This window comes from Pseudomonas sp. GM60, assembly GCF_000282415.1.
Classification (GTDB): Bacteria; Pseudomonadota; Gammaproteobacteria; order Pseudomonadales; family Pseudomonadaceae; genus Aquipseudomonas; species Aquipseudomonas migulae.
This window is the reverse complement of the sequence record NZ_AKJI01000073.1, coordinates 57,041-69,424: the sequence shown is the minus strand read 5'-3', so window position 1 is coordinate 69,424 and position 12,384 is coordinate 57,041. Positions and strand designations below refer to the sequence as shown.

Below are 12,384 nucleotides of genomic sequence, written 5' to 3'. Positions count from 1 at the left end.
AACGAAAGGGGCAAGAGCCCTTGGTTACTTGGGGCTTTTCCAAGTGACTCGCCGTAAGGGCGAAACCAATATCCGCCATCACCCAAAAAACGGATATACCCCCAATCCCCGCCCCCTCCCTCCATAAAAAAATCTCACGCGTGAGCTATTGAGCCCAGCAAAAATTGCCTGTAGTGTTTCTCACGCGTGAGTTTTTTCACAACGAGGTCAGCACCATGAACAGCAGCTCTCCATCAGATCCGCCTTCCGGGTCTGTGAACGATTCAGCAAGCCGCAAGGGAGAGCGCTCGAAACCGTCCGCGAAAAAACCGTCGAGCTTCTACATGAAGCAGATGCGCGCGGGCCTGGGTGCCGCCGGTTATGTAAAACACGAGACTTGGGTGCTTCCCGAAAACCGAAGCCTGCTCAAGCAGATGGAGAAACAGCTACGCCAACCGATCCTGGCTGGCTCATTCATGTCGGAGAATTACATGAGCGCAGGTAACAACTGGAACATCGATCGCCTCTACAGCGCCCTTCAAGCCCTGGACGAAGTGGTCTCGAACGACATCACCCTCTCCCTCGTCCAAGGTTCCGAATCCAGCATCAAGCTGGAAATGAACGACTTCGGTGGCTTGCCGATTTACATCGCGGTAGTGGGCGACCAGATCATCGTCGATACCGTGCTGGTCGACGTCGAGTCGATCAAGGACGTGCAGGCCTTCAATGATGCCGTGCTGCGCAGCCGGGAAATGTTCCCGCTGTCGTCGATCGGCATCGAGTCCATGCCCAACGGGCAGGTCGTTTACAACATGTTCGGCGCACTCAGCTCCGACTCGAGCCTGACCAACGTCGTGACCGAGGTCAAAACCCTCGTCGACAACGTGCAGCGCGCCAGCGAAGCCTTCGAACGTTTTTTCAATTAATTATTCGGGAATCAGGGAAAATCCAATGACTCAGTCCATCTGGAGCAAATTGTTCACCGCACTGCGTGGCGGTGCCAATGAAGTCGGCGAATCGATCGTCGACCAACAGGCCCTGCGCATCCTCGACCAGGAAATCCGCGATGCCGACAGCGCACTGGCCAACGCCAAGCGTGAGCTGGTCACCATCATGGCCAAGCACAAACTGTCCGCTGATCGCGTCAGCGAGTACAACGCCAAGATCAAGGACCTGGAATCCAAGGCGCTGGCCGCCATTCAGGCCAACCGCGAAGACCTGGCACTGGAAGTGGCCGAAGCCATTTCGACCCTGACCAACGAGCTGGATGTCGAGCAGAAGCAGGCCACCGAATTCGGCGGTTATGCGGACAACATGCGCAAAGACATCACCAAGGCTGAAAGCCGCATCAAGAGCCTGCGTCAGCAAGTGGACATGGCCAAGGCCCGTGAAAGCGTGCAGAAAGCCCAGGTCAGTGCGTCCATCGCCAGCGGCGGCGCCAATGGCAAACTGGAGACCGCAGTCGGCACGCTGAACCGCTTGCAAGCCAAGCAGCAGCAACGCGCCGCTGAACTGGAAGCCCAGGACCAACTGGCCGAAGCGGCGACCGGCACCGACCTGGAGCGCAAACTGCGCGAAGCCGGCATTACGCCGGACGCGGGCAGCGCCAACGCGATCCTGGAGCGCCTGAAGCAGAAATCGGCTGAGTAACCCACTCAGTCGCAGATGCATAACCTGTGGGAGCTAGCCTGCTAGCGATTACGGTTTGTCAGGCGACATTAATGTTGACTGACACTCCCTCTTCGCGAGCAGGCTCGCTCCCACAATAGATATGCGTTTCAGTTTTCGTTGAATCGAGGTCAAGGATGGATGCCCTGAAGGGTTTCAAGACAATCGCCAGGCTCGCCATTTTCATGGTGGCGCTGCAACTGCTCAACGTCGCGACCGGCTACAGCCTTGTGGCATTCGGCCTGGTGCCGAGAACGGTCCACGGACTGGTCGGCATCATCACCTCGCCTTTTTTGCACGCGTCCTTTGCGCACCTCAGCGCCAACCTGATTCCCTTCCTGATTCTGGGCACCCTGGTCATTGTCGACGGGCTCAACCGGTTCCTGGCCGTCAGCGCGATCATCATTCTGCTGGGCGGCGCACTGGTCTGGCTGTTCGGGTTTTCCGGCGTGCACATTGGCGCCAGCGGTTGGGTATTCGGGCTGTGGGCCTACCTCCTGTCCCGCGCCTGGTTCCACCGCAGTTGGGGCAACCTGATCACGGCCAGCGTCGTGGCGCTGCTCTATGGCGGCCTGGTCTTTGGCTTTCTTCCGCGTCAGGGTGTGTCCTTCGAAGGACATCTCTTTGGGGCGCTCGCCGGATTTATTGCAGCCAAGGTACTTTTCTCTGCGCCGCGCAGCAGGTTTAATGCCGCCGGTTAACCGCACTTGAGCATTCAGACGCCGAGGCGATAACGTCGCCAGGAATGAGTACCCACGGAGTCAGGGACGAAATGTCGATTTTCCTTTTATTGCGCATGTATGCCTCGTCCCTCTTCCACCGATTCGGTTGGGTGGGACTGGTCATCGCCTTGGCCGTACACCTGACCACGGCGTATCTGGGCCTGGTATTGCTGGGCGAACAGCACCTCACCGCCCCCGCCACATTTACCTACTTCTATCTCACCACCACGCTTACCGTAGGCTATGGCGATCTCGCGCCACAGACATCGGCGGGGCGCATTTTCGTGGCCACCTGGGTCATGCTCGGCGGCATTGCGCTGCTGACGGCAGCCATCGGCAAAACCACCAGCAGCGTTATCGATGTATGGAGAAAAAGCATGAAGGGCAAAGGTGACTACACCGGCAATGTCGGGCATACGGTGCTCATCGGCTGGGAAGGTGCGTCCAGCGAACGGGTCGTTGAGTTGTTGCTTCAGGATGAAACCTCCAACGACAACCTGATCGTCATTTGCGATTGCACCCTTGAAGAAAACCCCATGCCCGGACAGGCGTCCTTCATCAAGGGCGAAAGCCTGTCCTCGGTGGCGCTGCTACTGCGCGCTGGCGCTCCCGGTGCCGAACGCGTTCTGGTTCGAACCCATTCAGACGACCTGACCCTGGCCACCGTGCTGGCGGTCAATCAACTGAAGCCTGTCGGGCATGTGGTCGCCCACTTCAATGACAGTGAAATCGCCGCACTCGCCAGCGCCTACGCCCCCAGCCTGGAATGCACATCAAGCATGGCCATCGAGATGCTTGTGCGCGCGTCTCAGGACCCCGGTTCGTCCGTGGTCATCAACGAATTGCTGTGCGTGGGCCAGGGCGCGACCCAATACCTGATGAAACTGCCCGAGACGTTTAACGCGACCTTCGGCGATCTGTACACGCAGATGAAAGAACGTCACAACGCCACCCTCATCGGCTACCGCGCCAAGGGCGCCCGACAACCATCGATCAACCCGCCTGGCGCCACACGCGTCGAGGGCGGCGAGCTCTTCTACATCGCCTCCACTCGCCTCAAGGAAATCTCCAATGGGATGGTTTAAACAGTTATTGGGGCTTGAGGCCCCGAACGCGAATTCAGATTCGAAATGGACCGCCAGCGAAACCCAGCCGGCCGCCGGCCCGCTGGGTCTGGCACTGGGCAAAGGCGTGATGTTCGACAGCACGCTGCAATTGTTGCTCGACGAAAAAACCGCCGTGGCCATCCCCGGCTCGCAGCAGATCTGGAGCAACGGCACCATTGATCTCGGGCAGTCGACCTGGCTGTCGCGCTACTACATGAACGACGAAGACTACTGGCTGCAAGTGCACACCACCGGCGATATCGCCGGTCAGGTCGAGTCGGTGATCCTGTTCAACTACCTCAGCTACATCACCATCAGCAGCGAAGCGGAGCTGCGCCGTCTGGCCGGCCCGAACAGCCTGATCGGGCTGCCGACCTACACCCACAACGGCGTCGAATACACCCGCGAATGGGGCACCGAGAATGGCCAGACTGAACTGGTGGCGTTGAGCGAACAGCTGAAAAACCCGGATGAGTCCTACAGCGTCGAGCACCGTTCGATGCTGTACGCCCGCGAAACCGGCCTGACCGACCGCCGTGAATTCCTGCTGTTTTCTGTCGAAGAAGACGCCGAAGGTACGATCAGCTTGAGCACTTCGCTGGGCATTTCGCTGTACACCACCGACTTGAACACTTTTTAAAAAGGAAGAAACCCCATGCTAGAAGCGCTCTCCGTCTCCCTGAACAAAGCCGCCGTGCTTGGGTTTGTTGCGTACATCCTCGGCGCCGCCGTGCTGTTCGCGCTGTTCCAGTTCATCTACACCCGCATCACCCCGCACAAGGAATTCGAACTGATCCGTTCGGGCAACGTCGCGGCTGCAATCGCCCTGGGCGGTGCGGTCATCGGTTTCGCGATTCCGGCCAGCAACGTGATCGCCTACTCGGTCAGCCTCCTCGACTTCGTGGTCTGGGCAGTCATCGCCGCGTTCGTGCAATTGTTGGCGTTCCTGATGACCAGCCTGGTGCTCAAGGGCACCTCCGAGCGCATCAAGAAAGGTGAAATCGCCGCCGGTATCTACGTGGCAGCCGTGGCCATCAGCGTCGGCATGTTGAACGCCGCCTGCATGACCCCTTCCTCGAACTGATCGCGCACGGAGCTCCCGATGAAACGAAGCAAGTACGTTCAGCTGTCGCTGGCAGCCTCGGTCGCGATGGCGATTTCGGGCTGCGGGCCGACGGAAAAAACCTACTCGGTGCAGAAAAAGTACAACTTCCAGTCCGTGCAGCAATGCGCCGATGAAAAACTTCCGGTGGACGTCTGCTCGGACGCCTTCATGACCGCCATGGCCGAACATCGACGCATTGCACCGGTGTACGACAACCAGGCCGATTGCGAAGCCGACTTCGTCGCCGACTGGTGCCAGCAGGACTCCGCCGGCAAGTTCATCCCCAAACTCGGCGGCTTCGAACTGAGCGCCAATGGCGAGGTGACGCAATCCCAGGTGGACGCCGCCAAAGCGCAATTGCCTGCCTCGGAAGCGAACAGTGGCGGTTCGGGATTCTCCGGCACCAGCCTGCTGACCGGCCTGCTGATCGGCAACATGCTGAGCAACAACCGCAACAGCTACTATTCCGAGCCGGTGTACCGCTACCGCGATGACCGTGGCAGCTATTCGTCTTCGACACTCGGCCAGCGGATTTCGAAAGGTTCGACCTTTACCAAATCCAATCAGGCGCGATACGGCAGCAGCAACTACGCCGACTCGATTCGTTCCGCCAGCAAACCGGTGTCCGTTGCCTCCTCCACTTCCCGTGGCGGCTTCGGCAGCAAAGCCAGTGCGCGCAGCGGCTGGGGTGGCGGCGGGTCGAGCAGTTAAGGAAACAGGGCCATGAAGAAAATCCTCTGCGCAGAGCGTCATGACTGGAAACAGACCGCCGAAAACCTCGGCTTTCTGTTCCACACCATCGACGACGAACCCTATTGGGACGAGAGCGCGTACTACCAGTTCACGCTCAAACAGATCGAGAACGATCTCGAAGACCCGACCACCGAGATCCATGAGATGTGCATGGACCTGGTGGCTCGCGTGGTGCAGAGCGAGGAACTGCTGGAGCGCCTGAGCATTCCGACACCGTTCTACGACCTGGTTCGTACGTCATGGCTCGAAGGTCATCCGCATCTGTACGGGCGCATGGACTTTTCCTACAACGGCAACGGCCCGGCCAAACTGCTGGAGCTCAACTACGATACGCCGACCAGCCTCTACGAAGCGGCGGCGTTCCAGTGGGGCTGGCTGGAGCAGTGCATTGAGCGCGGTTTGTTGCCCAAGAACGCCGACCAGTTCAACAGCATCGACACCAAGCTGCATCAGGCCTTTGCTCAACTGCAAATAACGCAACCGTTCTATTTCGCCTCGATGAAAGACTCGGTCGAGGACAAGGGCACCACCGATTACCTGCGGCTGGTTGCGGAAAAAGTCGGCATCGAATCCCGCCACATCGACATCGAAGACATTGGCCTCACCAGTGACGGACGTTTCGTCGATCTTGAAGATCGCTGGATTCCTCACCTGTTCAAACTGCACGCCTGGGAGTTCATCTTCCACGAGCCCTTTGGTGCAGCGATTTCCCAGAGCGATACGCAGTTTTTCGAACCGGCCTGGAAATCCATCATCTCCAACAAAGGCATCCTGCCGCTGCTGTGGGAGTTCAACAAAGGCCATCCGAACCTGCTCGCCGCCCACCTGGATACCGACCCGAACAAAGCGGTGCCCAAGGGTTGGGTGCGCAAGCCATTCTTCTCGCGGGAAGGCGCCAACATCGAGCTGCAAACAGCGGATGGTCTGATCGTGAAAGAGGATGGGCCCTACACGGATGCGCCGTTTATCCTTCAGGAGTTCGCGCCGTTGCCACAGTTTGGCGATAGCTACACGTTGATCGGTTCCTGGGTGATCGGCGATCAAGCCGCGGGGATCGGTGTGCGCGAGGACAACAGCCTGATTACCAAGGATTCCAGCCGATTCTTGCCGCACCTGATACTCGACTGAACAACTACCGTCAGTGGAAAAGCCCGTTGCCATGCCTCGGGCGTCGGGGTGAAACAGGTGTAAACCCGATCAGGAACCCGACAACCACAAGACTTACCGCTGAAAAGCCGGATAATGGCGGCCAAATCGTCTAGCCCGTTATTCTGGTACCCCCCATGGAAATCAAGGTCAACTTTCTCGACAACCTTCGGCTTGAAGCCAAGTTCGACGACTTCACGGTGGTGGCCGACCAACCAATCCGCTACAAGGGCGATGGCTCGGCACCAGGCCCGTTCGACTACTTCCTGGCTTCGTCGGCGTTGTGTGCGGCGTATTTCGTGAAGTTGTACTGCAGCACACGCAATATCCCCACGGATAACATCCGCCTGTCGCAGAACAACATTGTTGACCCGGAAAACCGCTACAACCAGATTTTCAAGATCCAGGTCGAGTTGCCCGCGGACATCTCCGACAAGGACCGCCAGGGCATCCTGCGTTCCATCGACCGTTGCACCGTGAAAAAAGTGGTGCAGGCCGGGCCTGAGTTTGTGATCGAAGAAGTGGAAAACCTCGACGCCGATGCCCAGGCGCTGTTGATGCCTGCTTCCAGCTCAGAGGCGAGCACTTACATTGCCGGCAAGGATCTGCCGCTGGAACAAACCATCGCCAACATGTCGGCCATCCTGGCGGACCTGGGCATGAAGATTGAAATCGCCTCGTGGCGCAATATCGTGCCCAATGTGTGGTCGCTGCATATCCGCGATGCGCACTCGCCGATGTGCTTCACCAACGGCAAGGGTGCGACCAAGGAAGGCGCACTGGCGTCGGCGTTGGGCGAGTTTATCGAGCGGCTCAACTGCAACTTCTTCTACAACGACCAGTTCTGGGGCGAAGACATCGCCAACGCGGAATTTGTGCACTATCCGGACGAGCGCTGGTTCAAGCCTGGCCGTAAAGACGCGCTGCCGACCGAGATTCTCGACGAGTACTGCCTGAAGATTTACAACCGCGACGGCGAGCTGCGCGGTTCCCATCTGATCGACACCAACTCGGGCAATGAAGAGCGCGGTATCTGCTCGCTGCCGTACGTGCGTCAGTCGGACGGCGAGGTGGTGTATTTCCCGTCCAACCTGATTGAAAACCTGTACCTGAGCAACGGCATGAGTGCCGGCAACACGCTGGCCGAAGCGCAGGTGCAGTGCCTGTCGGAGATCTTCGAACGTGCGGTAAAACGCGAAATCATCGAAGGTGAATTTGCACTGCCGGATGTGCCGGCCCACGTGCTGGCAAAGTACCCAGGGATCCTCGCCGGCATTCAGGCGCTGGAAGAACAGGGTTTCCCGGTGTTGGTGAAGGATGCGTCCCTGGGCGGTGAATTCCCGGTGATGTGCGTTACGTTGATGAACCCGCGTACCGGCGGTGTGTTCGCCTCGTTCGGCGCGCACCCAAGCCTTGAAGTGGCACTGGAGCGCAGCCTCACCGAATTGCTGCAGGGCCGCAGCTTCGAAGGCCTCAACGACCTGCCCCAGCCGACGTTTGAAGGTCATGCGGTGACCGAGCCGAACAACTTCGTCGAGCACTTCATCGACTCGAGCGGCGTTGTGTCGTGGCGCTTCTTCAGTTCGAAGTCGGATTACGAATTCGTCGAGTGGGACTTCTCTGGCCAGGGTGAAAACTCGAATACCGAGGAAGCCGCGACCTTGTTCGGCATTCTCGAAGGCATGGGCAAGGAAGTGTACATGGCGGTCTACGAGCATATCGGCGCGACGGCCTGCCGCATTCTGGTGCCGGACTATTCGGAAATCTATCCGGTAGACGATCTGATCTGGGATAACACCAACAAAGCGCTGTTCTTCCGCGAAGACATCCTGAACCTGCATCGCCTGGACGAAGACGAACTGCGAGCGCTGGTCGAGCGCCTGGTGGAAAGTGAGCTGGACGACTACACCGACATCACCAGCTTGATCGGCATTGAATTTGACGACAATACTGCTTGGGGTCAGCTGACGATCCTGGAGTTGAAGCTGCTGATTTATCTCGCCCTGCAACAATTTGAAGAGGCGAAAGAGGCGGTGGAAATGTTCCTGCAGTACAACGACAACACGGTTGAGCGCGGCTTGTTCTACCAGGCCGTCAATGTGGTGCTGGAGATGAAACTGGACGAAGACCTGGAACTGGAAGACTACGAGGCCAATTTCCGCCGGATGTTTGGCAGCGAGCGGACGGATGCAGCAATCGGCTCGGTGGACGGGACCGTGCGCTTCTATGGCTTGACGCCGACCAGCATGAAACTGGAGGGGCTCGACAGGCATCTGCGTCTGATCGACAGCTACAAAAAACTGCACACGGCGCGGGCCAGCGTGACGACCTCATCCAGTTAACAGCGCCCACAAAAAAGCGAAGCCAGATTAATGGCTTCGCTTCAGATGTTGTCACTTATCAAACAGCCGTGATTCAAATGAGAATGACGGTGTTTTTTTAAATGAACATTTCATGGGCCGTTTGCAAGTATCGCCGTCTGTTCCAGCATACGCACGGCAACGTCCCAATCCTCGGGAGTATCAATATCCAGAGACTCGATACTGCCAGCTATCACTAACGGGACAGTATCGGGGCCTACAAAACGTTTTTGTCCTCGAAGAATGTCTGGTGCGATCAGGTAAATCGAACCGTTCAGAGTATAGGCGGGCTCAAGGTCCTGAGACCGCTTCGAGAGACTCTCCCAACCGAGGAAAGGTGTCATCGTGTCGCCTTCCAGCTTGAAACACCAAGCCGGATGAGAACTGGCCGACGTAACACTGACAACTGATCTGGAAACATCTTGCTGGAACTGCATCACCGCACGCCGAATCGATTCGGACGAACGAAATGGCGAGGTCGGCTGAAGCAACATGACACCATCCACGGTGCCGTGAGCAGCTTCATACTCATCAAGCACCTGCACCACTACATCAAAGCTGCTAGCGGTATCGGTGGCCAAATGTGCAGGCCTCATACCGGGAACATTGCCACCAAACTGTCGGGCAATGTCCGCAATAGCCATATCATCTGTCGAGATCACCACATCGGTGACAACGCCACTTTGCTGTGCCGCTTCAATTGTCCAGGCAATCAACGGGCGCCCACCCAGAACTTTGATGTTCTTTCCGGGTAGCCGCTTGGATCCGCCCCTCGCGGGTACGATTGCAAGGATCTTCATTTCAACGCCACAAAGTTGCTCAACATCGACAACCCGATTTTGCCACTCTTCTCAGGGTGGAATTGCGCGCCCCACACATTGTCGCGCCCAATAACAGCCGCCACCGCAGTATCGCCGTACAAACAATCCGCGACGCGATGGGCACTGTCTTCAGGCACAGCCATGTAGGAGTGAACAAAATAGACAGCGCTATTGTGTGGCTCAACCGAAGCCAGCAATGTCCCATCCCAGGAAGCTCGCCCTGCCGGGCGAATCAGATCGGACCAACCGATATGAGGGATTTTCAGACGAGCGCCGCTGTTATCAACGGCAGGTATGGGCTCTACCGTACCCGGGATTAATCCCAATCCATTGATAAGGCCAAACTCGTGACTGCAATCAAGCAACAGTTGCATTCCCAGGCAAATACCGAAAAGTGGAGCACCCGATGAGGCGTACTCTTTTATCGCCTGATCCATTCCGTTCGCAGACAGCATGGTCATCGCATTGGAAAATGCACCTACGCCAGGCAGCAGAACCTTGGTGGCGTCTTTCAACGCATCCGGATCGGATACCAGGTTTACCGTCGCACCACAGTGCTCCAGCGCCCGACGGACGCTGAACAGGTTGCCCACGCCATAATCGATAACAGTAATTACATTACTCATACTTTCGAACCCGGATCCCGCCAGCAGACGCTTCTGTTCGGATATCAGCCAACGATGCTCGCTTGTAGTGAAGAATGTCAGCCATAGCGACTGCATCCGCCCCCACCTTGACCACCTCGACAGCATCCTGGGCTTTGCCCATGCCGCCGCTGGCGATAACAGGAATATTGACGGACTCGGTCACCGCCTGAACAAGCGCCAGGTCGAAGCCTTTGCGAGTTCCTTCACGGTCGACCGACGTCAGTAAAATCTCCCCAGCGCCTAGCTCTGCCGCCTTTTTTGCCCACTCGACGACGTCAATGCCAGTGCTTTCACGGCCATTGTCCGTGAAAACTTCCCAACGTTCCGGCGAGACACTTTTTGCCTCAATGGACAAAACCATACATTGGCTGCCAAAACGTCGAGCGATCTCGGTGATCAACTGAGGATTGCTGACAGCAGCCGTGTTGACGGCCACCTTGTCAGCACCACATCTCAACAGATGAGCGACGTCGTCAACCGAGCGCACGCCTCCGCCGACGGTCAGAGGAATAAACACATTCTCCGCCGCCTGCTTGATCAACTCACCCAGGCTGTTGCGCCCATAAAGGCTCGCGACACAATCCATATAGATCAACTCATCAATGCCCTGCTCGTAATAGCGCAGGGCATGCTCGTTGGGCGAACCGATCACGCGGAGCCCTTCAAGATGAATGCCTTTAATGAGATTGGCGCCTTTCACATCAAGGCGGGCAATTAGTCGCGTGTTGCTCATTCAGCGTTGACCTGAGGATTCCAAGGCGTGTAACGCAATTTCCACTCGCCATCCACAACATGCCAAAGGTGCGGAGAACGGAAACGGTCACACGTCTCCAGGAACTCTTCACGCGTCATACTGATGTAATCCAGGAACTCTTTTTCGTAGCGCGAAGGGTATTCACCTTCATAACGCTGCATCAAGGCAATCGCCTCGTCCTTGTCGATGTGGTGGTTACGGATCTCCTGAGCGGAGTCCATCATCGAGCGACCCACGCCGAACTTGATCCAACGCGTGAAATAGAAGAAACCATCGACTTTGTCATCAAGACTGTTGTACTTGGAATACGTACCTTCGGTACGAACCGGGTTGGCCTCAAAGCCGGTATTTTCAACGGCGTAGTAGTAAGCCTCCTGCGGTACCCACTTTTTGTAGTAACCCAGGTACTTAAAGTCGATACCTTTGCGCTCAAGCACATCGGCTGGCATTGGCAGGTAGCTTTTCAGATCGACCAGTGGAACGCCCTCGTCCAGGTATTCGCCGATCTTTTTACCACCCAGGTATACGTCACGGACGTCTTTACCACCGAAGTAGTCAAGAGAAAAACCTTCGCTTTCTGCCACTTCGTTGGCCGCAGCGTAGCTCGACGTTTTATGGGAGATTTTCTCACCATATTCGCCTGGCATTTCTCCGTAGAAAATCAACGGAATGTTCAGTTGAGCAGCCATTTTAGCAACGAATGTCTTCTGCCCCAGAATGAACGGCTGGAATGGGTGCAGCAGGTTAATGGTCGCGTTGCGGGTCAACAGGCGGTGAATCTTGCCATTGGGCGTGTACAGGTAGTTATCGAAACCACCGACATGGAGCCATTGCTGGAAATTTTTCCAACCAATATCGGTGTACAGATGCGGGGACCACGTCACGGTCAGTGGATTCATCCCGTATTTGTACTTCAACAAGTGGGACTGCATGGCACTGTCCTTGCCACCGCTGCCGCCCACGATGCAGTCATAGGTCCCGTCCGACTTACGGTGCTGATTGCACAGCTCGACGAGTTCGCGCTCACGCTCATCCCAATCGATTTCGCCATCTTCTTTGAGCATATTGAAACGGCAGGCGTGGCATACGCCCTCTTCGTCAAAGCTCAGAGTTGTCTTGGTCGAGTCATTGCTGTGCGCATACTCGTTACTCGACATCGGCTGCTGGTTCGACATGTTGCACTTTTTGCAGAACTTAACGTCGCGCGGCAACCCGTAATAAACTTCCAGCTCGCTGTGTGGCTTGGTAAATCTTGAAAGATCTATAGATGAACCAGGGGCAATTTTCAAAACCAGTCTCCAATCACGAAATCATTTATCAACA

General features: G+C 56.8%; 13 protein-coding genes. 9 read left to right on the top strand and 4 right to left on the bottom strand.

Features of this window, described 5'->3' with window-relative positions:
- The first annotated feature begins 323 nt into the window (after positions 1-323).
- From PMI32_RS10910 to PMI32_RS10950, 9 genes are all read left to right on the top strand, one after another.
- Positions 324-905 carry a YjfI family protein gene (locus tag PMI32_RS10910; RefSeq protein ID WP_085989741.1) on the top strand — a complete coding sequence of 194 codons (582 nt, stop codon included), beginning with the start codon at positions 324-326 and terminating at the stop codon, positions 903-905.
- 25 nt (positions 906-930) lie between these two features.
- Positions 931-1,629, top strand: coding sequence for a PspA/IM30 family protein (locus PMI32_RS10915; protein WP_008030957.1), 699 nt, complete (start codon positions 931-933; stop codon positions 1,627-1,629).
- Positions 1,630-1,784: 155 nt separating this feature from the next.
- Entirely contained in the window at positions 1,785-2,348 is a 564-nt protein-coding gene (locus PMI32_RS10920; protein WP_008030955.1) for a rhomboid family intramembrane serine protease, read from the top strand.
- A 71-nt stretch (positions 2,349-2,419) separates the two neighbouring features.
- On the top strand, positions 2,420-3,454 hold the full coding sequence (locus tag PMI32_RS10925; RefSeq protein ID WP_008030953.1) for an ion channel: 1,035 nt from the start codon (positions 2,420-2,422) through the stop codon (positions 3,452-3,454).
- On the top strand, positions 3,441-4,115 hold the full coding sequence (locus tag PMI32_RS10930; RefSeq protein WP_008030951.1) for a DUF2491 family protein: 675 nt from the start codon (positions 3,441-3,443) through the stop codon (positions 4,113-4,115). Before PMI32_RS10925 ends, PMI32_RS10930 begins: the two co-directional genes overlap by 14 nt.
- A 15-nt stretch (positions 4,116-4,130) precedes the next feature.
- On the top strand, positions 4,131-4,559 hold the full coding sequence (locus tag PMI32_RS10935) for a DUF350 domain-containing protein (RefSeq protein WP_008030949.1): 429 nt from the start codon (positions 4,131-4,133) through the stop codon (positions 4,557-4,559).
- A gap of 18 nt (positions 4,560-4,577) precedes the next feature.
- Positions 4,578-5,291: a DUF1190 domain-containing protein gene (locus PMI32_RS10940; protein WP_008030948.1), complete on the top strand. Its 714-nt coding sequence runs from the start codon at positions 4,578-4,580 to the stop codon at positions 5,289-5,291.
- A 12-nt stretch (positions 5,292-5,303) separates the two neighbouring features.
- Entirely contained in the window at positions 5,304-6,461 is a 1,158-nt protein-coding gene (locus tag PMI32_RS10945; RefSeq protein WP_008030944.1) for a glutathionylspermidine synthase family protein, read from the top strand.
- A 155-nt stretch (positions 6,462-6,616) separates the two neighbouring features.
- Positions 6,617-8,821, top strand: coding sequence for an OsmC domain/YcaO domain-containing protein (locus PMI32_RS10950; protein WP_008030943.1), 2,205 nt, complete (start codon positions 6,617-6,619; stop codon positions 8,819-8,821).
- A 110-nt stretch (positions 8,822-8,931) separates the two neighbouring features.
- On the opposite strand, the gene PMI32_RS10955 is transcribed toward PMI32_RS10950, so the two are convergent.
- The 4 genes from PMI32_RS10955 to PMI32_RS10970 are packed head-to-tail and all read right to left on the bottom strand — an operon-like array spanning position 8,932 to position 12,350.
- Positions 8,932-9,639 carry an acylneuraminate cytidylyltransferase family protein gene (locus PMI32_RS10955; protein WP_008030942.1) on the bottom strand — a complete coding sequence of 236 codons (708 nt, stop codon included), beginning with the start codon at positions 9,637-9,639 and terminating at the stop codon, positions 8,932-8,934.
- Positions 9,636-10,286, bottom strand: coding sequence for an imidazole glycerol phosphate synthase subunit HisH (gene hisH, locus PMI32_RS10960; protein WP_008030939.1), 651 nt, complete (start codon positions 10,284-10,286; stop codon positions 9,636-9,638). Before hisH ends, PMI32_RS10955 begins: the two co-directional genes overlap by 4 nt.
- Positions 10,279-11,040 (bottom strand): imidazole glycerol phosphate synthase subunit HisF, encoded by a 762-nt coding sequence (gene hisF / locus PMI32_RS10965; protein ID WP_008030937.1) that lies wholly within the window; start codon positions 11,038-11,040, stop codon positions 10,279-10,281. The genes hisH and hisF overlap by 8 nt, the downstream gene beginning before the upstream one ends.
- Entirely contained in the window at positions 11,037-12,350 is a 1,314-nt protein-coding gene (locus tag PMI32_RS10970; RefSeq protein WP_008030936.1) for an N-acetyl sugar amidotransferase, read from the bottom strand. Before PMI32_RS10970 ends, hisF begins: the two co-directional genes overlap by 4 nt.
- Positions 12,351-12,384 lie beyond the last annotated feature (34 nt).

What these genes read in the sequence shown, in the direction of transcription:
- PMI32_RS10915 (WP_008030957.1), top strand. Translation starts at nt 931, where the DNA reads ATGACTCAGTCCATCTGGAGCAAATTGTTCACCGCACTGCGTGGCGGT.
- PMI32_RS10950 (WP_008030943.1), top strand. Translation starts at nt 6,617, where the DNA reads ATGGAAATCAAGGTCAACTTTCTCGACAACCTTCGGCTTGAAGCCAAG.
- hisH (WP_008030939.1), bottom strand. Translation starts at nt 10,286, where the DNA reads ATGAGTAATGTAATTACTGTTATCGATTATGGCGTGGGCAACCTGTTC.
- PMI32_RS10910 (WP_085989741.1), top strand. Translation starts at nt 324, where the DNA reads ATGAAGCAGATGCGCGCGGGCCTGGGTGCCGCCGGTTATGTAAAACAC.
- PMI32_RS10935 (WP_008030949.1), top strand. Translation starts at nt 4,131, where the DNA reads ATGCTAGAAGCGCTCTCCGTCTCCCTGAACAAAGCCGCCGTGCTTGGG.
- PMI32_RS10945 (WP_008030944.1), top strand. Translation starts at nt 5,304, where the DNA reads ATGAAGAAAATCCTCTGCGCAGAGCGTCATGACTGGAAACAGACCGCC.
- PMI32_RS10920 (WP_008030955.1), top strand. Translation starts at nt 1,785, where the DNA reads ATGGATGCCCTGAAGGGTTTCAAGACAATCGCCAGGCTCGCCATTTTC.
- PMI32_RS10925 (WP_008030953.1), top strand. Translation starts at nt 2,420, where the DNA reads ATGTCGATTTTCCTTTTATTGCGCATGTATGCCTCGTCCCTCTTCCAC.
- hisF (WP_008030937.1), bottom strand. Translation starts at nt 11,040, where the DNA reads ATGAGCAACACGCGACTAATTGCCCGCCTTGATGTGAAAGGCGCCAAT.
- PMI32_RS10940 (WP_008030948.1), top strand. Translation starts at nt 4,578, where the DNA reads ATGAAACGAAGCAAGTACGTTCAGCTGTCGCTGGCAGCCTCGGTCGCG.
- PMI32_RS10955 (WP_008030942.1), bottom strand. Translation starts at nt 9,639, where the DNA reads ATGAAGATCCTTGCAATCGTACCCGCGAGGGGCGGATCCAAGCGGCTA.
- PMI32_RS10930 (WP_008030951.1), top strand. Translation starts at nt 3,441, where the DNA reads ATGGGATGGTTTAAACAGTTATTGGGGCTTGAGGCCCCGAACGCGAAT.